The sequence below is a fragment of the Pararhizobium sp. O133 genome, from assembly GCF_051669845.1.
GTDB lineage: Bacteria > Pseudomonadota > Alphaproteobacteria > Rhizobiales > Rhizobiaceae > Pararhizobium.
Map to the genome: position 1 here is coordinate 4,151,399 of NZ_CP196426.1, position 21,146 is coordinate 4,172,544.

General features: G+C 61.1%; 17 protein-coding genes. 5 read left to right on the forward strand and 12 right to left on the reverse strand.

Annotated elements, in window-relative coordinates; all coding sequences use genetic code 11:
* Positions 1–2 precede the first annotated feature (2 nt).
* Positions 3–701, forward strand: coding sequence for a 6-phosphogluconolactonase (gene pgl, locus ACST81_RS20160; protein ID WP_438750142.1), 699 nt, complete (start codon positions 3–5; stop codon positions 699–701).
* Between the two features lie 84 nt (positions 702–785).
* The gene (gene edd, locus ACST81_RS20165; RefSeq protein ID WP_438750144.1) at positions 786–2,606 is read left to right on the forward strand and encodes a phosphogluconate dehydratase; all 1,821 of its coding nucleotides are present in this window, start codon (positions 786–788) and stop codon (positions 2,604–2,606) included.
* A gap of 371 nt (positions 2,607–2,977) precedes the next feature.
* On the opposite strand, the gene ACST81_RS20170 is transcribed toward edd, so the two are convergent.
* The 7 genes from ACST81_RS20170 to ACST81_RS20200 all read right to left on the reverse strand — a co-directional run bounded on the left by ACST81_RS20170 (position 2,978) and on the right by ACST81_RS20200 (position 11,015).
* Positions 2,978–3,196 carry a DUF7660 family protein gene (locus tag ACST81_RS20170; RefSeq protein ID WP_438750145.1) on the reverse strand — a complete coding sequence of 73 codons (219 nt, stop codon included), beginning with the start codon at positions 3,194–3,196 and terminating at the stop codon, positions 2,978–2,980.
* Positions 3,197–3,754: 558 nt separating this feature from the next.
* Positions 3,755–4,120, reverse strand: a complete 366-nt coding sequence (locus tag ACST81_RS20175) for a GFA family protein (protein WP_438750146.1) — start codon at positions 4,118–4,120, stop codon at positions 3,755–3,757.
* Positions 4,121–4,469: 349 nt separating this feature from the next.
* Positions 4,470–5,558 carry an ABC transporter ATP-binding protein gene (locus ACST81_RS20180; protein ID WP_438750147.1) on the reverse strand — a complete coding sequence of 363 codons (1,089 nt, stop codon included), beginning with the start codon at positions 5,556–5,558 and terminating at the stop codon, positions 4,470–4,472.
* Between the two features lie 62 nt (positions 5,559–5,620).
* Positions 5,621–7,273, reverse strand: coding sequence for a beta-galactosidase BglA (bglA, locus tag ACST81_RS20185; protein WP_438753718.1), 1,653 nt, complete (start codon positions 7,271–7,273; stop codon positions 5,621–5,623).
* A 43-nt stretch (positions 7,274–7,316) separates the two neighbouring features.
* On the reverse strand, positions 7,317–8,462 hold the full coding sequence (locus ACST81_RS20190) for a carbohydrate ABC transporter permease (RefSeq protein ID WP_438750148.1): 1,146 nt from the start codon (positions 8,460–8,462) through the stop codon (positions 7,317–7,319).
* Between the two features lies 1 nt (position 8,463).
* On the reverse strand, positions 8,464–9,474 hold the full coding sequence (locus ACST81_RS20195) for a carbohydrate ABC transporter permease (protein WP_438750149.1): 1,011 nt from the start codon (positions 9,472–9,474) through the stop codon (positions 8,464–8,466).
* A 182-nt stretch (positions 9,475–9,656) separates the two neighbouring features.
* Complete coding sequence (locus tag ACST81_RS20200; RefSeq protein WP_438750150.1) at positions 9,657–11,015, reverse strand: ABC transporter substrate-binding protein; 1,359 nt, start codon at positions 11,013–11,015, stop codon at positions 9,657–9,659.
* Between the two features lie 300 nt (positions 11,016–11,315).
* Between ACST81_RS20200 and ACST81_RS20205 the strand changes: the two genes are divergently transcribed.
* Positions 11,316–12,347 (forward strand): LacI family DNA-binding transcriptional regulator, encoded by a 1,032-nt coding sequence (locus tag ACST81_RS20205; RefSeq protein ID WP_438750151.1) that lies wholly within the window; start codon positions 11,316–11,318, stop codon positions 12,345–12,347.
* Between the two features lie 23 nt (positions 12,348–12,370).
* Here ACST81_RS20205 and folD read toward each other — a convergent pair whose 3' ends face one another.
* The gene (gene folD, locus ACST81_RS20210) at positions 12,371–13,270 is read right to left on the reverse strand and encodes a bifunctional methylenetetrahydrofolate dehydrogenase/methenyltetrahydrofolate cyclohydrolase FolD (protein ID WP_438750152.1); all 900 of its coding nucleotides are present in this window, start codon (positions 13,268–13,270) and stop codon (positions 12,371–12,373) included.
* A gap of 216 nt (positions 13,271–13,486) precedes the next feature.
* Entirely contained in the window at positions 13,487–15,535 is a 2,049-nt protein-coding gene (locus tag ACST81_RS20215; protein ID WP_438750154.1) for a GumC family protein, read from the reverse strand.
* Between the two features lie 186 nt (positions 15,536–15,721).
* Here ACST81_RS20215 and ACST81_RS20220 point away from each other — a divergent pair, with 186 nt between their 5' ends.
* On the forward strand, positions 15,722–16,987 hold the full coding sequence (locus ACST81_RS20220; RefSeq protein ID WP_438750155.1) for a lipopolysaccharide biosynthesis protein: 1,266 nt from the start codon (positions 15,722–15,724) through the stop codon (positions 16,985–16,987).
* A gap of 6 nt (positions 16,988–16,993) precedes the next feature.
* On the opposite strand, the gene ACST81_RS20225 is transcribed toward ACST81_RS20220, so the two are convergent.
* Genes ACST81_RS20225 through ACST81_RS20235 form a run of 3 tightly spaced genes read right to left on the reverse strand, consistent with a single transcriptional unit; the run spans position 16,994 to position 19,979 of the window.
* Positions 16,994–17,872 carry a DUF6492 family protein gene (locus ACST81_RS20225; RefSeq protein WP_438750156.1) on the reverse strand — a complete coding sequence of 293 codons (879 nt, stop codon included), beginning with the start codon at positions 17,870–17,872 and terminating at the stop codon, positions 16,994–16,996.
* Positions 17,873–17,883: 11 nt separating this feature from the next.
* Entirely contained in the window at positions 17,884–18,699 is an 816-nt protein-coding gene (locus ACST81_RS20230) for a WecB/TagA/CpsF family glycosyltransferase (RefSeq protein ID WP_438750157.1), read from the reverse strand.
* Positions 18,696–19,979 (reverse strand): glycosyltransferase, encoded by a 1,284-nt coding sequence (locus ACST81_RS20235; protein WP_438750159.1) that lies wholly within the window; start codon positions 19,977–19,979, stop codon positions 18,696–18,698. Before ACST81_RS20235 ends, ACST81_RS20230 begins: the two co-directional genes overlap by 4 nt.
* Before the next feature lie 160 nt (positions 19,980–20,139).
* Here ACST81_RS20235 and ACST81_RS20240 point away from each other — a divergent pair, with 160 nt between their 5' ends.
* On the forward strand, positions 20,140–21,129 hold the full coding sequence (locus tag ACST81_RS20240) for a glycosyltransferase family 2 protein (RefSeq protein WP_438750160.1): 990 nt from the start codon (positions 20,140–20,142) through the stop codon (positions 21,127–21,129).
* Positions 21,130–21,146 lie beyond the last annotated feature (17 nt).

Consider the following 21,146-nt stretch of genomic DNA (forward strand, 5'->3'; position numbering starts at 1 on the left):
GAATGGCGGCTGCGATGCATGTATTCGACAATGGAGCAGCCCTTGCGGAAGGGCTGGCCACCGCAGTGAGTTCGGCGCTGGCCGACGCCGTGGCTGCTCGCGGAGAAGCCAGCATCGCCGTCTCCGGCGGCTCGACGCCGAAGGCCTTCTTCAAGGAGCTTTCGGCCAAGGCGATCGACTGGACAAAGGTCACTGTCACCCTGGTCGACGAACGCTTCGTCGCGCCGGACAGCGACCGGTCCAACGAGAGACTGGTGAAAGACAACCTGCTCGTCAACGCGGCCGCGGTAGCGAACTTCCAGCCACTTTATTATCCAACCGCATCGGCCGAGGAATCGGCCGCCGCGGCCAGCAAACAGACAGCCGGCTTCGGCACACCGTTCGATGTCGTCATTCTCGGCATGGGCGGCGACGGCCACACGGCTTCGTTCTTTCCCGGCGGCTCGCGGCTCTCCGAGGCGCTTGATCCGGCAACGCCGCGTGGCGTCATGACCATGGAAGCGGATGGCGCCGGCGAGCCGCGCCTGACCTTCACCTTTTCCAGCCTTCAGGATGCCCGACTTCTGGTGCTTCATATCGAGGGAGCGGCCAAGAAGGACGTCCTTGCCAAGGCCGAAGCGGCCGGAGACGAGGTCGAGATGCCGGTTCGCGCGATCTTGCGCCGGGCCGCCTCGCCGCTCCAGATTTACTGGGCCGCCTGACACACAGATCCGGGGACCCAAGACCCGGTTGACCGAAACCATGTGAGATCACAGGAGTGGCGCACACTCCGGAACAGGATTGTCATGTCCGCAGATAGCCGCATTGCCGCGATCACCGCCCGCATCGTCGAACGCTCGAAACCTTACCGCGAGCCCTATCTGGACCGGATTCGCTCCGCCGCTTCCAAGCGCGTCACGCGGTCGGTTCTCGGTTGCGGCAATCTCGCCCATGGCTTCGCGGTCTGTTCCCCCTCGGAGAAGGTTGCCCTCTCCGGTGATGAAGTGCCCAATCTCGGTATCATTACCTCCTATAACGACATGCTCTCGGCCCATCAGCCGTTCGAGACCTATCCGGCACTCATCCGTCAGGCGGCTGCGGAAGCAGGCGGCGTGGCGCAGGTGGCCGGCGGCGTTCCGGCCATGTGCGATGGCGTGACGCAAGGCCAGCCCGGCATGGAACTGTCGCTGTTTTCCCGCGACCTGATCGCCATGGCGGCTGGCGTCGGCCTGTCGCACAACATGTTCGACTCGACCGTCTATCTCGGCGTCTGCGACAAGATCGTGCCCGGCCTGATGATCGCCGCGATGACCTTCGGCCACCTGCCGGCCGTCTTCGTTCCCGCCGGCCCGATGACATCCGGCCTTCCGAACGACGAAAAGTCCCGCGTCCGCCAGCTGTTTGCCGAAGGCAAGGTCGGCCGCGACGAACTGCTGGAGGCCGAATCGAAATCCTATCACGGTCCCGGCACCTGCACCTTCTACGGCACCGCCAATTCCAACCAGATGCTGATGGAGATCATGGGCTTCCACCTGCCCGGCGCCTCCTTCATCAATCCGGGCACGCCGCTGCGCGATGCGCTGACGAAGGAAGCGACCAAGCGGGCGCTCGCCATCACCGCGCTCGGCAACGAATTCACGCCGGCCGGCGAGATGATCGACGAGCGCTCGATCGTCAACGGCGTTATCGGCCTGCATGCCACCGGCGGTTCGACCAACCACACGATGCATCTCGTCGCCATGGCCCGTTCGGCCGGCATCGCGCTGACCTGGCAGGATATTTCCGAGCTTTCCGACATCATCCCGCTGCTCGCCCGCGTCTATCCGAACGGGCTTGCCGACGTGAACCATTTCCACGCCGCCGGCGGCATGGGTTACCTGATCAGCCAGCTTCTCAAACACGGGTTGCTGCATGACGACGTGCGCACCGTCTTCGGCCAGGGACTGCAAGCCTACGCGATCGACGTCAAGCTCGGCGAGAACGGCACGGTTGCCCGCGAACCGGCCCCGGAAGTCAGCCATGACCCGAAGGTACTCTCGACGGTCGAGCAGCCCTTCCAGCATTCGGGCGGCCTGAAGATGCTGTCCGGCAATCTCGGCAAGGCGGTCATCAAGATTTCCGCCGTCAAGCCGGAGCGCCACATCATCGAGGCGCCGGCCAGAATCTTCCACGACCAGTCGGAGTTGCAGGCAGCCTTCAAGGACGGCAAGCTCGAAGGCGATTTCGTCGCCGTCGTCCGCTTCCAAGGCCCGAAGGCCAACGGCATGCCGGAACTGCACAAGCTGACCACCGTGCTCGGCATCCTGCAGGATCGCGGCCAGACGGTGGCGCTTGTCACCGACGGCCGGATGTCCGGCGCCTCGGGCAAGGTGCCGTCAGCCATCCACATGACGCCGGAAGCCAAGGACGGCGGCCCGATCTCGAAGATCCGCGAAGGCGACATCATCCGGCTCGACGCGGTTCACGGCACCATCCAGGTCCTGGTCGACGCCGCTGAACTCGCCGGCCGCGCACCGGCCGAAGCCGATCTGTCCGGCAATGATTTCGGCATGGGCCGGGAGATGTTCGCCCCGTTCCGCGCGGCCGTCGGGTCGGCCGATCATGGGGCGAGCGTGTTTTTCCACTAGGGAACAAGCAAATCCCGTCATCCGGCCTTCACCCTCTCCTTGAGATCGGGACTGTTGCACCGCAAAAGCCCCGCTCCCCACCATCATCATCAGTGGTTCACCAAGGGCTTCCAGTGGTTCCCAGCAAGAGAGCGAAGAAAGCAAATAGCAGCCCAAATATCACGAAGAAGATAGCTGCGATCGATGTGATAAAGCCCACAATGAAAATGAATAATCGACACACTCCGCGCCATATCGATTTTCTGTTTGCATCAGAAATATCGTCGAACATCCATGCCCCCGTGCTGCTCATTTTACCCAACTCTAGGCTGGCACGAACAGACCCCTTATAGGACAGGCCACTGATTTTCCACCGCCACTGTCACCCAAGATCATTCGTATCTGCGTGCGGCATACAAAAGATCAGCCGCATGTTGCCATGGATTGGCACTAAACGTGCCGTCCCGGTCGGATGCCCACGCCTGCATAGCTTTTAGGAAGCGTTGCAGGTCGTCGTTCTCCCAATCATCTGTTTGTTGTGCTCCCAGCTCGGCACTGAGCTGTGCGAGGTACTGGAGGAATGTCTCTCTATCGTGCACGCCATGATTCATGCCGGAATAAATGGCAGGTCACTGAGAAGTCGGCAAGTGGATCAAACCCATCGCCCAACCATCGAGTGCCACAACTGGTCCCTCAGCGGACATGCGGTGCCAGTTGGAACAAATTATGGAGTTGTGCCTCTGCACTCCAGTTAGCTGGCCTGTTCGTCTTCTCGCCGAACCATTGCAGCTCATTTCGCCAGCGGTTTCGATGAGCCCTTAATGAATCCAACACGCTGAGACTAGCTAAACCGCTCGCAGCAGGGTCGTCATCAAACCCAGGCTCCCAGAGGCAACAGGCACAAATTTTTAACCCAACTAAACCACCGAATTCATCGTAGGTCGGCTCTGTCGCATAGGCCGAGAAACCACAAGCTGGGCACAAATAGTGTCCATCTGGAGCTGCAATATTGAACTGTCTCGCATCTGTCATTCCTGAAGTCTAGCTGACGCGTGATCTGTGCGCAAGGAGACCGTGATGAGCCGAAAGCCACCCCAACACTCTACCACCACCCCACCATCGGGAGGCAGGCATCTCGGCATGTCCACCGCAGGCAGAATCATTCCGTGTCACGGCAGCGGCCCTGGATGCATGTCCCGCCGGCCGTCGTAGCGCTCGATCGTCAGGTCGAAGAGGTCGATATTGTCGATGCAGCGGGCGTTGACCGAGACCTTGCCGGCGGGATAGCCGGTGCGTAGCAGGGCGACACCGCAGGTGGGGCAGAAGTGATGGCCCTCGGTGATGCAGCGCCAGACATAGGTGGAGATCTGGCGCTTTTCGCTGAGAAGCCTGATCCGCTCAGCCGGCACTTTCCAGTGCAGGAAGCCGGAGCGCCGGCAGGTCGAACAATTGCACTCGATCAGTTCACCGATCTCCTCGTCGATTTCAAAGCGGATTTCGCCGCAGTGACAGGAAAGCGTGTAGGGTTTTTCCATGCTTGTCGATCCTGCTCCAGTGACCTTGCCAGGGGCATCCTGCCATGAAGACGGCGTTAAGCACACGTCTGCCGAGTTGGACGATTTTGCAGGTCAGCTTGGAAATTGTGCGGCTTCAATCCTTCTCCGTCAGTTTTCCCGCGCTTGTCACAGGAAACCAGCCACCCAAATCTCTGGGCGAAGGGGGTCTTTTGACCCGACCGACGTCGGGTCGCTGGATACCCGCCACAAGGGCGAGTATGACGGAGAGTGAGGTACGGCTCCATCAAATAACCGGCTTCAGGGCTTGTCAGCTGCCTGAGCCCGCCCGCACCAAAGGTGAAACGGGCCTGCTCATCAGATTCCACGATCAGACGCGGTACGTCTTGCCGTTGGCGTCGAACAGATGCAGCTTGGCCTTGTCCGCCGTGAAACGGACCTTTTCGCCGCGTTTGATGTCGAGGATGCCGGGAACCTTGGCGATGATCGGCTCGCCCGCGACGAGGCCCTCGATGTAGAGGAGCGTAACTTCGCCAAGCGCCTCGATGATCGACACCGTGCCTTCGAACAGGAAGCTGTCGCCGGTCGAGACGCGCAGGTCTTCCGGGCGGACGCCGAAGCTGGCCGTCTTGCCGTTTTCGGAGGCGGTCGTCGGAATGTCGAGCACATCCGTCTTTCCGCCGGGCAGTTCGACCGTCGTTTCAGCGCCAGTGGCGACGATTTTGGCCGGGATGATGTTCATCGCCGGCGAACCGATGAAGCGGGCGACGAAGAGATTGGCCGGGCGCTCGTAGAGTTCCAGCGGCGGGCCGACCTGTTCGATATGGCCGGCCGACAGCACGACGATGCGATCGGCAAGCGTCATCGCCTCCACCTGGTCGTGGGTGACGTAGATCATCGTCGTATCCGGCATCGACTCGTTCAGCTTGGCGATCTCGATGCGGGTCGCGACACGCAGGGCCGCGTCGAGGTTCGACAGCGGCTCGTCGAACAGAAAGACTTTCGGGTTGCGGCAGATCGCCCGGCCAATGGCGACGCGCTGGCGCTGACCGCCGGAGAGCGCCTTGGGCAGGCGGTCGAGATATTTGGTCAACTGCAGGATATCGGCGGCCGAGCGGACGCGGCGGTCGATCTCCTCCTTCGATTCCTTGGCGATCCGCATGCCAAACGCCATGTTGTCATAGACCGTCATGTGCGGATAAAGCGCGTAGGACTGGAAGACCATGGCGATGCCGCGCTGCGATGGCGGCACGTCGTTGACGAGGCGATCGGCGATGTACATTTCACCACCGGAGATTTCCTCAAGACCGGCGATCATCCGCAGCAGCGTGGATTTTCCGCAGCCGGACGGACCGACGAAGACGATGAATTCGCCCTGCTTGATGTCTAGATCGATGCCATGGATGACATCGACCGCACCGTAGGACTTGCGGATATTCTTCAGTTGCAAACCTGCCATGTCATCCTCCCCTTCATTCTCTCATTTTTGGCCGGGCCTTTGCGCGGCCGGCTTGATCCGATTTATTCGACCCGGGCAAAGAACCCGCCCCAGGCCGGAAGCGTGATCCTGTCGTCCGACACATGCGATGCAAAGCCGTGGCCATCGAGAATCTCCAGCCGTTCGATCGGCCGCTCGATGCTCGTCGGCTCGCCGCTCATGTTGAACAGGCAGAGGATTGTCTCGTTGCCGAATGTCCGCTCGAAGCCAAGCACCGGCGCGGTATAGGGCCGGAACTCGATCTCGCCCTTGGCGAAGGCCGGATGGTGCTTGCGGAAGGCCAGGAACCGCCGGTAATGGTTGAGAACCGATTGCTGGTCCAGTTCCTGAACCGAGACGGCCCGCTCAAGATGTTCCTTCGGCACCGGCAGCCACGGCTTGCCGTCGCCAAAACCGCCATTGACCGCATCCGTGTCCCAGACCATCGGCGTGCGGCAACCGTCGCGGCCCTTGAAATCCGGCCAGAACTGGATGCCATAGGGATCCTGCAGGTCTTCGAAAGCAAGAGCCGCTTCCGTCAGGCCGAGTTCTTCGCCCTGATAGATGCAGGCCGACCCGCGCAGCGTCGTCAACAGGCTGACGAGGAATTTCGCGTGCGCCGTGTGATCAGCGATGTCCTGGCCCCAGCGGCTGACATGGCGCACGACGTCATGGTTGGAAAAGGCCCAGCAGGCCCAGCCTTCCGGCGCGGCGCGGGCGAAATCGTGCAGGACCTGGGCGACACCTGCCGGCGTCAGCGGATCGGGCGCCAAGAATTCGAAGGCGTAGCACATATGCATCTTGTCGTTGCCGGACGTGTATTGTCCGGCGATCTCAAGGCCGATCTGGCTGTCGCCGACTTCGCCGACGGCTGCGATTGCCGGGAACTCGTCCATGACGGCGCGGAAGCGCTTCAGGAATTCGAGGTTTTCCGGCCGGTTCTTGTCGTAGAGATGTTCCTGGTAGTTATAGGGATTCACGGCCGGCGCGGTATTGGCATTGCGGCGCTCCGGCGCCAGCGCCGGATTGTCGCGCAGTTCCAGGTCATGAAAATAGAAGTTGATCGTATCCAGCCGGAAGCCATCGACGCCGCGTTCCAGCCAGAAACGCTCGACGGCCAGCAGGGCATCCTGCACTTCCGGATTGTGCAGGTTGAGGTCCGGCTGCGAGGTCAGGAAGTTGTGCATGTAATATTGCAGGCGGGTCGGATCCCACTGCCAGGCCGAGCCACCGAAGATCGACATCCAGTTGTTCGGCGGCGTGCCGTCCGGCTTGGAATCCGACCAGACATACCAATCGGCCTTCGGATTGAAGCGACTAGAGCGGCTTTCGGCGAACCAGGGATGCTGGTCCGACGTGTGCGACAGGACCAAGTCGATCATCACGCGGATACCGAGACGATGGGCTTCCGCGATCAGCGCGTCGAAATCGGCAAGCAGGCCGAAGATCGGATCGACTCCGGTGTAGTTCGACACGTCGTAGCCGAAATCCTTCATCGGCGATGTGAAGAACGGCGAGATCCAGATGGCATCAACACCCAGCGAGGCGACATGCGGCAGCCGCGCGGTGATGCCCTTCAGGTCGCCGATGCCGTCGCCGTTCGAGTCCTGGTAGGAACGCGGATAGATCTGATAAATCACCGCGCCCCGCCACCAGTCCCGGTCGGCCTGCAATGTCGAACCACTTGCCTGGGTCATGCTCATATTCATTTCTGTGGAAGTCCCTTGGATTTAAGAAGTCTCAGCCGCCCTTGACCGAGCCTGACAGCAGACCGCGTACCAGATAGCGCTGCAGCGTGAAGAACACGATCAGCGGCACGATGATGGTGATGAAGGCCGATGCGGTCAGGATTTCCCAGTTGCCGCCGCGCGAACCAAGCAAGTTGACGAGACGTCCGGTCAGAACCAGTTCGTTATTGCCGGTTCCGAGGAAGACCATGGCAACGAGCAGGTCGTTCCAGGTCCACAGGAACTGGAAGATCGAGAAGGAGGCGAGCGCCGGGAAGGAGAGCGGCAGGATGATCTTGATGAAGATATCGAAATCGGAGGCGCCATCGACCCGTGCCGATTCCATGATCTCGCGCGGCAGGCCGGCCATGTAGTTGCGCAGCAGATAGATGGCCAGCGGCAGGCCGAAGCCCATATGCGCCAGCCAGATACCGACATAGGTCTTGGCGGGAACACCGAGGAAGGCGCCAACGCCGTTATAGAGCTTCAGCAGCGGGATAAGCGACATCTGCAGCGGCACGACCAAAAGGCCGACGACGACGGCGATCAGGATCGCGCGGCCGGGAAACTTCATCCAGGCCAATGCGTAAGCGGCGAAGGCAGCGACGAGGATCGGGATGACGGTTGCCGGAATGGCGACGGTCAGCGAGTTGATGAAGGACGCGCCGATGCCCTCTGCGGCCATGACTTCGCGATAGTTGTCAAAGGTGAAGCGCGGCGGGACGGCGGCGGTATAGAAGATGCGCTGTCCGCGCGTGCCTTCCATACGGGTCGGCGAGACGATTTCGTAAGAGCCGTCTTCCTTGACGGTCAGTGTCTGGCCGTCGCCGATGTCGGCGGCAGTACCGACCGCGAATGCGGTCGGCTGCAGCGGCCGAAAACCAAAAGCCGAAACCTTTGCATTGCTGCCCTCCAGCAGGTTGCCTGATATGACGAACTTGCCGTCACGTTCGACCTGCGTTTCCGGCGAGGCTGCACGCCCGGTCAGGTTCTGCGACGAGGTGGAAAGGGCCGTCCACCAGCCGGAGACGGCCAGTTGGTCCTTGTCACGCAGCGACGAGATCAAAAGGCCGGCGGTCGGCAGGGTCCAGAGCACGACCAGGAGGATGACGGAGATATGGACGAGCCAGACGAGTGGCGAGCGGGAAGAAGCAATCATCTCAGTGGCCCTCCATTTCCTTGGTAGCATTGCGGATGTTCCAGATCATGATCGGGATCACCAGCACCATGATGATGACGGCGATCGCCGCACCGCGCCCGAAGTCACCGCCACCGCGGAACATCCAGTCGAACATGAGATTGGCGAGAACCTGGCTTTGCCACTGCCCGTTCGTCATCGCGAGCACGATGTCGAAGACCTTGAGCACCAGGATGGTGATGGTGGTCCAGACGACGGCGATCGTGCCCCACATCTGCGGGATCATGATCTTGAAGAAAATCTGCAACCCGTTGGCGCCATCGATGACGGCGGCTTCCACGGTTTCCTCCGGGATGCCGCGCAGCGCGGCCGACAGGATGACCATGGCGAAGCCGGTCTGGATCCAGATCAGGATGACCATCAGGAAGAAGTTGTTCCAGAAGGGCAGCGTCACCCAGGCTTCCGGCGATCCGCCGAAATAGACGACGATGGCGTTCAGGAGACCGATCTGCTCGGTGCCTTCGGCGCGGTAGTCGTAGATGAACTTCCAGATCACCGAGGCGCCGACGAACGAGATCGCCATCGGCATGAAGATCAGCGTCTTGGCGATATTGCCCCACCAGATACGGTCGGTCAGCGCCGCGATGATCAGGCCGAAGAAGGTGGCGGCGGCGGGAACGACCAGAAGCCAGAGGAAGTTGTTGTAGATCGACTGGCGGAATTCGCCATCGTTGAACATCCAGATGAAGTTGTTCAGTCCGACGAAATTCTCACCTGCCCTGTCATGCAGGCTGAGCCAGACGGAGGCGATGACGGGATAGATCAGGTAGATGGTCAGCGAAAACAGCGCGGGACCGAGGAAGAGCCAGGGCCGGATGGCATTGGTGATGCGCAGGTTGCGCGAGGCGACCGGGCCGGTCAGTCCCTTCGATGGAAAGATCTTGTCGAGAATCCAGTTCGTGCCGAAAAAATATGCGGCGCAGGCCAGAACCCCCGCAGCCATCGTGGCAATGGCGAATAACAACTGCTGCATGGCATGTCCCCTCCCCGAGATTGCTTATTGGAGGAGAGTTTTACCCCCCTCTGTCAGCTTCGCTGACATCTCCCCCACAAGGGGGGAGATCGTTCTTTTTCCTTAAGCGCCCCAAAGCCGATGGCAATCTCCGCCATGAGGGGAGATGTCCCGATAGGGACAGGGGGGTGCCCCTCGACATCTTACTTGATCGAGTCCCATGCCTTCTGGATGCCGTCGGCAACGTCCTGCGCCGACTTGCCGCCGACATAGTCGACCATGCCGGTCCAGAACGCGCCCGCGCCGATCTTGCCCGGCATCAGGTCGGAACCGTCGAAGCGGAAGGTCGTGGCGTTGAGCAGGATTTCGCCCTGCTTCTTCATCGGGCCGTTGGCATAGGCGTCCTTGTTGGCGCTCTTCAGCGGCGTCAGGAAGCTCGACTGCGCCATCCAGACTTCATGCGCGATCGGCGTTTCGAGGAATTCGATGAAGGCGCGCGCGGCCGGCGTATCCTTGGTGATCATGGCCAGCGTGCCAGCACCGAGAACCGGGTTGCCGAGATCCGGCTTGCTTGCATACGGCGGCATGTAGAAGAAGTCGGCGTCTTCGCCGACGACCGTGCCTTCCGGGAAGAAGGACGGGATGAACGATGCCTGGTGGTGCAGGTAGCACTTAGGCGGCGAAGCAAACAGGCCCTTCGGGCTGTCGCGGAAGTCGGCCGAGGCAACAGCGGCGGCACCGCCGTCGACATTCTTGTCGTTCTTGGCGAACCAGCCGAACTCGTCGATGGCACCGACCACGGCCGGATCGTTGAACGGCAGCGCGTTGGTGACCCACTTGTCATAGACGTCGGCCGGCTGCGTGCGCAGCATCATGTCTTCGACCCAGTCGGTCGCCGGCCAGCCGGTCGCACCGCCGGAGCCGAGACCGATGCACCAGGGCGTGCCGCCGTCGGCCACGATCTTTTCGGTCAGCGCCTTCAGATCTTCCATGGTCTTCGGAACTTCATAGCCCGAATCCTCGAAGTTTTCCGGCACGTACCAGACAAGCGACTTCACGTCGATCTTGTAGGGGAATGCGTAGAGTTCCTTCTTGCCGTCCTTGCCGGCATAGGTCGAGAGATCGACCCAGGACTGGCCAGCGGCATAGTTTTCGAGGAGCCACTTCTGGGTCTCCTCGCCGAGCGGCGTCAGGTAGCCCTTCGAGGCGAGGTCGGCGATGAGGCCCGGTTGCGGCAGAACGGCGACATCCGGCGGGCTGCCGGCCTGCGTGTCGATGACGATCTGCTGTTCGTAGTTTTCCGACGAGGAATACTTCACGTCGACGCCGGTCGCATCGCGGAAATAATCGAGAACGGATTCGACAAGGGCCTGGTCCTCACCACGCCAGGGTCCGAAGATGGTCAGCGTCTGACCCTTGAGGTCGTGACCCTTCTTGAACTCCTCGTAGCTTGACCAGTTGAACTTGGAATCTTCACCCGGCTTGAATTTCAGCTCGGCGGCATTTGCGGCGCCAGCCACAAGCGCAAGCGCTGCCACTCCCATCAAGAATGTTCTTTTCACGTCATTTCCTCCCAAGAAAGACCCGACCCATTTTGTTGTCGGGCGAACATCATTGCGCCCGCAAGAATTCAAAGCGCTTTGAGTTTGCTAACAAACCATTCCGACAGGCAGGAAGTCAAGTGCTTTCCCACGACCAGCTAAAACAGCCCGGATTTATGCGCTGCAGCGAAGGTTTGCGCCGCAATGAAGGCAATTTTCCTTTGTTGGCGTGCAATGGAGTGTTACAAAATCGTTCGCGCCTTGACATTAAAATAGGAAATTCTAATAAAAATCAAAGCGCTTTGGGAGGATGCGCTGGCAATGAACGTGAATTTGAAACAGCTGGCGGAGATGCTGGGCCTGTCGCAAACGACGGTCAGCCGGGCGCTCAATGGCTATCCCGAGGTTAATGCCGAGACACGCCAGCGCGTGCTGAGCGCCGTGCGCGATACCGGATATCGCCCCAATCGCGCCGCGCAAAGGCTGGCGACCGGCCGCGCCGGCTCCATCGGTCTGGTCATGCCGATCGCGCAGGGAATCGATTCGGACGTGCATTTTGGTGAATTCCTGGCCGGGCTCGGGGAAGAATCCGTTCGGCACGATTTTCATTTCGTCATTAATCCGAGCTCGCCCGAGGACGAGGAGACCACATTCAAGCGGCTCGCGGCCAGCGGCAATGTCGATGCCCTGTTCCTCGCCTATGTGCGCGCCAATGATCCGCGCATCGCCATGCTGAAATCGCTGTCGATCCCCTTCGTCGTGCATGGCCGGGCCATCGGACAACCGGCCGACTATCCGTTTCTCGACATCGACAATACCGGCGCCTTCTATGACGCGACGCGCCTGTTGATCCAGCTTGGCCACAGGCGGATCGCATTGATCAATGGGCCGGGAAACCTGACCTTTTCCATCCGCCGGGCCAAGGGCATGCGGCGGGCGCTGGAGGAAAACGGCATCGGGCTGGATGAAGGACTGGTGCAGCACTCGCTGATGACCGACGAATATGGTCACCGCGCCATGCAGCAGTTTCTCGATGGCGACAGGCCGCCGACGGCCGTGCTCTGTTCCAGTACGGTCATGGCGCTCGGCGCGGTCAGGGCCATCAACAAGGCGGGGCTGCAGATCGGCAGCGATATCTCGCTGATCGCCCATGACGACGTGCTGCCGATGCTGAAGCCGGAAAATTTCAGCGTTCCGTTGACGACGACACGCTCGTCGCTGCGGGCAGCCGGCTCGCGCATCGCCACAAGGCTGATTTCGCGCATCCTGAAGACCGGCGACTATCCGGATCAGGAACTCTGGCGGACGGAACTGATCGTCAGGGCCTCCACGGGCCCTGCCCCGAGATCATAGAGATCAGCAACAAGCCTTTCGGCTTAGAACTTCGGCGCTTTCCTGCCGGCCTTGCGATAGGCGGCAATGACCGTGTTGGCCATCAGCATGGCGATGGTCATCGGGCCGACACCGCCGGGAACCGGGGTAATCACGCCGGCAACCTTGGCAGCCTCCTCGAAGGCGACGTCGCCGACCAGGCGCGACTTGCCTTCGCCTTTCTCCGGCGCCGCGATGCGGTTGATGCCGACATCGATGACGGTGGCGCCGGGCTTCACCCAATCGACCTTGACCATTTCCGGCCGGCCGACGGCGGCAACCAGGATATCCGCACCGCGGCAGACGGCGGCCAGATCCTTGGTGCGCGAATGGGCGATCGTCACCGTCGCATTGGCAGCAAGCAGCAGCTGCCCCATCGGCTTCCCGAACAGGTTGGAACGGCCGATGACGACGGCGTTGAGGCCGGAAAGATCCTCGCCATGCGTGCGCTTGACGAAGACCATGGCGCCCGCCGGGGTGCAGGAGACAAGCCCACCATCGAGATCGCCGGTCGCCAGCTTGCCGGCATTGACCACATGTAGACCATCGACATCCTTTTCTGGCAGGATCGACTGGATGATCGGCTCGGAATTCAGATGCTTGGGCAGCGGCAGCTGGACGAGAAGGCCGTGCAATGCTTCGTCGGCATTGAGTGTCTGGACCAGCGCGGCGAGTTCTTCCTGCGTCGTGTCTTCCGGCAGCGTGTGTTGCACCGAGGTGAAGCCGCATTCCTTGGCCATGCGGCCCTTGGCGCCGACATAGGCATGACTGGCTGGATCGTTGCCGACAATGACGACGGCGAGGCCCGTCTTGACGCCCGTTTCATTCGTCAGCGTCTCGGATGCGGACTTCACGGCATCGATAACCGACGCTGCAACTTGCTTGCCATCAATCACGGTCGTCACGGTGTTCTCCCAGATGGTCGTTGTATTTTTCACTCTAGTGTCGGCGGCTAATATCGATGGCCTCAAAGCGTCCTAAGCTGTCCAGATCGAATAAATCAAGGCCGAACGAACAATGATAGGCGTGAATGTCCCGCGCCGTTCATTTTCTTGCATTGCTGAGCAGATGGACGGAACCCGCATCGGAGCGCGATTCGGATTATCCTTTGTCGAAGAGGTTTAGCGACCGGTACCGGTCCGCAGTCTGGCATAATGCTCGACGCGGGAACGCAGTGCACGAAGATCGGCATGCACCTTGGCGACATTGCCATCTTCCCGTTCGTAACCACGGTTATCGCGCGGATAATCGCGATCATAGTCCGGCACTACCGGTTGTTGGACCGGAAAGGCCGACAGCGCCGCTGAGGATGCTTCGGCATGATGCGGCGACGGTGTGCGTGTTCGCACAATCGATTTGGCGGCCAGCGGCTCCTCGAAACGTCGCGAGGGGGCCGGGCCGCTCGGGTGATCGTCGCGGCCTGGTGGATCACGCTCGGGAACGATGATCGGCGCGCGATTCGACCGGCGGAACATGTCGCGTAGGCTCCGGTAGGCGCCGAGCGCGATCCCGAGCCCGACACCGGCCATGAACCCGGCGATCATCCCACCGATGGCGATCAGCTTGCGCGACGGGCCGTTGGCCTGAAGTGGCGGCTCCGCGGACGATATGACACGGATATTCTTCGAGGTCAGTTTTTCTTCCTGGCCGGTTTCACTCGCCCGCTTCAGGAAGGATTCGTAGATCGTCCGGGTCGCATTGGCCTTGCGCTCGAGTTCGCGCAACTCGATGAAGCCGGTGGATGAATTGACCTGCTGCGCCTTCCGAACGGCAAGCTGCTGAAGGAGGTCCTTCTCCGTGCGGATCGCCCGGTCGAGTTCGGTCTGTGACGTCGCCTCGATACGGCGCAACGCATTGCCGATTTCGGAGCGGGCCACTTCCAGCGCCTGCGCCGCCGCCAGCCTTTGCGGATGGCGCGGGCCAAGGCTCGCGTCGAGCGAACTCAGTTGGGCGCGCGCCTGCGAATATTGCTTGCGCAGTTCCTGCAGCGTGACGGAGCTGACCTCTTCCGGGAAGGCTCCGCTCAGCACGTCGTTCAGCTGCGTCTTGGTGGCGAGATCGGCCTTGGCTCTCGCATCGGCAATGCGGCTGCGCACCGCGCCGACCTGATCGTTCAATGTCAGAAGCTGCTTGTCGGAAATCAGTTCGCCGGACGCGCCGACGATGTCGTGGTCGGCCTTGTATTTTTCCACCGCGTTTTCAGCCGCATCGAGTTCCTTGCGCAGATCCGCCAGCCGGCTGTCGAGTGCGGCCGTGGTGCGCTGGAAGAAACCGGACTGGGCGGCCTGTTCCTCGTTGAGGAAGGTTGCAACGATACGGTTGGCAATCAGCGCCGATTTCTTCGGATCGCGACTTTCGACCTCGACGGTGATGATGAAGGTTTTCGGATCGCGCGACACGGAGACGGCATCGCTGAGCTTCTCCAGTGTTTGCGGGTTGACCCCGGAGGCCGGCGCGGGATGTCCCTTGCTCGGAGACACGATATCGCGGATGACGTCGATGCCCGCCACCAATCCACCCTTGCTCGCGGCGCTTCCACCGAATTCCGGATCACGATCGAGACCCAGATCGACGGCGACCTTTTCAAGCACGGTGCGCGAACGAAGAACCTCGAGCTGACTGTCGACCAGCGCCAGGATCGCTTCGGTCGCCAGGCTTTCCTTGGACAGGTCCGAATCCGTCAGCCGCACTTCGCGCGGATCAACGTAAAGCTTACTTTCAGCGACGTAGTTGCTGGGAGTGGACAAGGCGACGAGCACGCCACCGACAGCGCCGGCGACCGTCAGGACCAGGATGGCTTTGCGCAATTGCCAGACCGAGGTCAGGATCGTCGCGAGATCGATCAGGGGACGATCCCGCGTATCGTCATCGTAAAAATCGGAGTTCGATACCGGGGAAACAACGTAGCGTTCAGGCTCGGAAGAGGTTTTCGTCTTTTCCCCACCGTTGAACCAGGAGGACAGGCGGCCGGCGGCCTTCGGCTGGTCCGCCGATTCGACCGTGGGCTGGGCCGCCTTCGGCCGTTGCGCCGTCGAACTCGACAAGCGATCGAGCAACGAGCCGGGACTCTGCCGCGAAGCGGCACGGCGCGGGGCTTCCTGCTCCTTCGACGCAAGGTCGAGGAGGGAGCGGCGAACCGCAGTCCGTTGATTGTCATCCGGATCGAACATCGAAACCCTGCACACGCCCGCAATTGGGCACATCAATGAATATGAACGGAGCTTAAGTTTTTATGGGAAACAAACCGTTAACGACGAGACCCCTGATCACCCCGAATTCATTGCGTCCGGGCGCCACCAAACCGCTCATTAAGTTTTAAGGTCTAGAAACGGAACAGCACAGCTGGACCCCGCCCCGTGATCGATTTTGCCAAGTCCATTTACAAGCGCCACAGCGGCGTGATTCACGCCTATATCTCGATGACAGGCGGATCGGCAGGCCGACTGGTTCTGTCGCTCGTCTATTTCATCTGCGTCGCCAATGGGCTTTCGATCGCGCAATTCGGCCTGTTTGCCACAGCATCGGCTGCCGGCATCATGATCTCGCGCGTGCTCGCCTTCGGATTCATGTCGCCGCTCTACCGGGTCGCGACCGTCAAGCCGCTGCTGGTCGGCACCTACAGCGCCGGCTTTGTCGTCGGTGCTCTGGCGTCGCTGCCGCTTCTGGCCATTCTGTGCCTGGCGATCTACTACGCCGTCTTCGAGCGTGACATGGCGCTTCATGTCTTCCTTGCCTTCATGATCGCGGAAATCATCTGCTGGCGCGGGCTGGAAGTCGTCGTCATCGTGCTCAACGGCCTCGGACGCTTTGGTCGCGCTGCCCTGCTCGTTGTCATCGGCACCGGCATTCGCACGGTCGCGGCCCTTGCCTTTGCGCTTCTGCACTGGTCGTCGCTGGAGACATGGTCGCTGTTCTATCTCGGGGCCAATGCACTGGCGCTGCTGATCGCCATTGTCTGGTACTTTCCGCGCGTGCGTCTGCGCTGGCGTCCGAAACTGTATTTTCGTCGGTGGGCCGATTCCGTCTCGGTCGCGGGCGCCGAGGTTTTGTTCTATATCCAGTCGGAATTCGACAAGATCGCCGTGCTGGCGATCGGCGGCCCGCAGGTTTCGGGGATCTACGCGATCATCATGCGACTTGCCGACCTGACGGCGTTGCCGGTGCGCTCGTTCAACACGCTGCTGGTCCAGAAGATCATGCGCACGCCCGGCACGATCAGTTCCTGGCGCACACGCTTGACGATCGAGGGGCTGGTCGCTGCGGTCTCGTTCCTGGCGATCGCCGGCATGGCCGTCTATCTCTGGATCTTTCCGCGTGGTCTCGGCAACAACGTCTCGGAAGCGGCACCCTTCCTGATGGCGGTGCTGCTGGTGCCCTCGTTTCGCAATCTGGTCGAGTATCATTCCGAACTGCTCTACGCGACGGGCCTTACCGTACGTCGCATGTTCAATCTCGTGATTGCTGGTATCGTCAAGGTCGCGTTGCTGACCGTCCTTTTCAAGGCAAGCACGGATGTCGCCTATTGGGCACCGCTGCTCAACGGTGTCTACCTGGCGCTCTACGCAGCATCCTTCGCTCTCACCTACAGCGCCCTGCGCCGCGAATCCGGACGAGTGATCTGAAGAAAGTCAGGCGGCACGTTCGAGAACGATGTTGCGGATGTCCGTCAGGTCGTGCCCGACGAAGGACTGCACGCCGATTCCAATCTGGTGCGGCGCCATGTCGTTCATGAAATGCCGAAGTCCGTCGATGTCGCGCGCATAACTGTCCTCGAACCAGAGCACATGGCAGAGACCATCGGGCGAGGCCACATGCCCCTCCCCTTTCAGAACCTCATCGACGAAACGGCCATAGATCAGGCATTCCGAAAACTGGCGCGTGCGGATGATGGCGCGGGCCCAGTTGCGGCCGTGCAGCGCCTCAATATGGTCGAGCAGTGCGCGCGCCGTATCCGTGCGCCAGGCGATCAGCGTGTTGATGTAATCATTGGCCGGCAGGCTGAAGGGACCGATGCCAAGCAGCCGGTCCGAATGGGCGAGCCATTCCAGGTGGTTAGAGCGCATGCGCTGGCCGATCGCGCCCTCCTTGCGATAGAGCACCAGCCGATCACCCTGCCACAGATTGACCGGATCGAAATCGCGCAGGAAGACGACATCGGAATCGACGGCGAACATCACGGGCTCGTCAATATGCCGCGCCAGCGCAAGCCGGCGCAACTGCTGCGCCTGCCAGCCCCGCAGCGGCAGGCTGTAGGGGCTGATCCACAATTTGCGGCGTCCAGCCGTCGTTGGATCCGGCACGGCATGCAGCCACCAGGGCAAAAGATCGCTTTCGCTGATGACCTTCCGGCGTGGACCTTCCAATTGCCGAAACAACATGACGTCGAAGGACGCCACCAGCAGGTAGTGAACCCAATCGCCTTTCAGCCGCAGGTCCATGCTCTCGCACAGCAGGCGGCACCGCTCGAAATCATTGGCGTAGGACGCTGTCACGACAGCAGTGCGCATACTGGTATCCGTCAGAAGGATCTGGAACCGGACCGGCGAGCGCCGACCGGCGAAGCATTGGAGTTCCCCCGCAGCTTATGACGCAGGATATAAAAGAGGAAGCGTGGATTTCCGAGCAGATAGCGGCGCCAGAGGCGGCCCGGCTCATGGATCAGCCGATGCAGCCATTCAAGACGCAGGCGCCGGACGGTGAGCGATGCGCGCGGCACTTCTCCCGCCATGAAATCGAACAAAGCACCGACACTGATCACCAGCCGGGCATGGCCGGGACCGACATGACGATCAATCCACTTTTCCTGTTTCGGGCTGCCCATGGCGATCAGCAGGATATCCGGCTTGAGTTCGCGAACCTTGGCCATGATCACGTCGGACTGGGATTCGTCGAAAAATCCGTCGGCAACGGGGATGAACTCGTGCCAGGGCGAATGCTTGCGGAAACCTTCGACAGCACGTTCCAGCACATCCGCACGGGCACCGATCATCGCCACGCGGCGCGGCGTCGTCATGTAGGTCATCAGCCCCGGCACGAAATCGGTGCCGTTGAGATTGGCCGGAAACACCTTGCCGTGGAACAGCCAGGACGCGATATCGACGCCATGGCCGTCCGGAAGGACGATATGGCGATTGAGGACGGCGCGGTAATCGGCATCATGCATCATCAGGTTGGCATTGTTGGCGTTAAGGAACGAAATCACCGTCTGGCCGATCGGCAGCGACGCGATCTCATCGGCAAAGGCGAATGCATCCGCCCAGCCGAAATCGCAAACGGGCAAATCGAGGATCGCGCGTTGCGACGCGACGATCGATGTCTCTGGAAAAACATTCATCGGGACTTGCCTCCCTCATGCACGGCAAAGCCGAATGGCACACCGGCTGCCTTGTTGGCCGTCCGGACCGGCTCGGGATTTTCGTCGCTGGAAGCAAAGCCCTTGGCGATGACGGGTTGCCCGAGACCGGAGAGCCCCTGCGCGAGCGTTTCGAGCAGCCTTGCCTTCTGGGCCTGGTGGAAAACTCGGCCGGACAGGCGCTTGCGATCGCCGCCGCGCACCTCGGCCACCCGCTCGGTGAGCAGGCGCGCGAACTCGGCGGGGTCGTCGGTGATGGAGCAATTAGCCGGCGGCGCGCCGATGCCGCGCAACGATGCACGCGTAGCAACGCTCGGCATGCCGAGTTCGAAGGTCTCGATCGTTTTCAACTGCACGCCCGTGCCGCCACGGCTGATCAGCGGAACGACGGCACCAGCCTCGACAAAGGCGCGTGCATCCGGCACGCGGCCGAGGAAACGGACGCCGGGATGCGAAACGGAGGGTGTCGCCGACAGTTGGCCGGCAATGGCGATGGTCATCTCGGCCGGCAGTTGCGGCACGACCTTCGACAGGAACCAGTCGAGGCCGATGCGATTGGGCCGCCAGCTCCAGGTGCCGATCAGGGCAAGATCATATTCGACGATCGTGCCGATCCGATCCTGCGGCGGCTCCCAGCGGGTGATCAGCGGCAGCACCGCCGCGCGGTCGCAGACCGTGTAGCCAAACCCGAAGCGATCGGCTTCCGCGAAGGTCCAGATCGCCGAGGCCGCCTGCGTTAACTGCTTTTCGACCAACCCGAGATGACGCGCCTCGCGCCGGAACAACATCCGCTCGAGCCAGCCGGACGCGATCTCGGAGTTCTCGAGCGCCGAATCCGCCTCGACATTGTGGGCGATGTAAATGGTCGGGTACTTCTGGAACACGGTGGCGAACGCCGCCGGCAGTTGCACGGAATTGAGGATGATGCCGTCGAACGGCTGCAGTTCCTGCAGGAGCGCATCGATGCGGTCGGCGTCCACGGTCAGCATCTTGGCGGAGGATACGGTCGTGCGATTCAGCAGGGCCTTGGCCAGCCAGCGCAGTTTCGTCGCGGCACCGACCTTGGCATTGGCGACTTCCAGCTCGCCGAGGAGATGTGTCTCGCCGCCCGGCGCCACGGTCTGGCCCGGCTGCAAATAGCCGATGACACTGACCTGGTGTCCAAGGGCGCAAAGACCGTCGAGGACGGCACGGTTTGCAATGTCGAAACCCGATGAAGGGTTCTCCACCGGGACCAGCGAGGAAACGAAAACCAGATGCATGTCGCCACACGAGACTTGAGAACAACTGTGACGACTGTATCAACGCGATGTAAAATGACCTTTAAATCATTCATTCAAAAGCGAAATCGGAAATTCAGCATCTGTTTAGGAAGATTTGGTTTAGTGCTTTTCATATCCCCGCCTTCAACAGGTTGCCGCCATGACCCCGCCCCTTCAGCATGTAACCGTGTTTTATCAGGCGACAGTCGATCCGACGGACAATGTCGAACTGGTGGTCACGCTGCCGACCTTTCGCCGACCCGAGCACCTGATCAAAACGCTGAAAACCGTGGTGTCTCAAGCCCCTGGCTGCGCTTTCGCCATCGTGGTGATGGAGAACGACGCCGATGGTCTGGAGGGGGCGAATGCCGCGAAAATGTTCTTCGCGGACCACCGCGTCAACGGTCTGGTGGTCATCGCTCACCAGCGCGGAAACTGCCATGCCTACAATGCCGGCTGGTCGATGGCGCTGTCCCAATATCCGAACCTTCGAGCGATCGCCGTGATTGACGACGACGAGGTTGCCGGTCCGGATTGGCTCGACAGTCTCGTTTCGATACAAAAACAGACCCGCGCGGATCTCGTCGGCGGGCCGCAACTCCCCGATTTCGAAGACCGGACACGCAACGACCGCAAGCGGCACCCCGTGTTCATGCCTCATTATGACACGAGCGGTCCGGTGCCGATCCTGTACTCTTCCGGAAACGTCCTGATCACGCGCCCTGTGCTGGACGCGATGCCCCGGCCGTTTCTCGATCCGCTGTTCAATTTCATCGGTGGAGGCGACAGCGACTTCTATCGGCGCTGCCGGCAAAAGAATTTTACCTTCGGTTGGGCAAAGGAAGCCTGGGTCGCAGAAACGATCCCGGCGCGGCGGACGGAGATGTCCTGGATTCGCGCACGCAGCCTGAGAAACGGCGCCATCTCGGCCATGCTGGAGCATCGCGCGCGGCCAGGTTTCGCAGGCCGGTCAAAGACCATAGCCAAATCGCTGGCGCTTCTGGCGGTATCCCCGTTTCGCGGCATCAAACTGTGGCGCTCCGCCAATCTGCCGTCGGCGGGGCTCTACCATTTCTACGTCGCGCTGGGGCGGCTGATGATGGAATTCGGCTTCGTCAACGAGCAGTATCGCAATCCCGAAAAGAACTGATGCGATGTCCTGCCAGG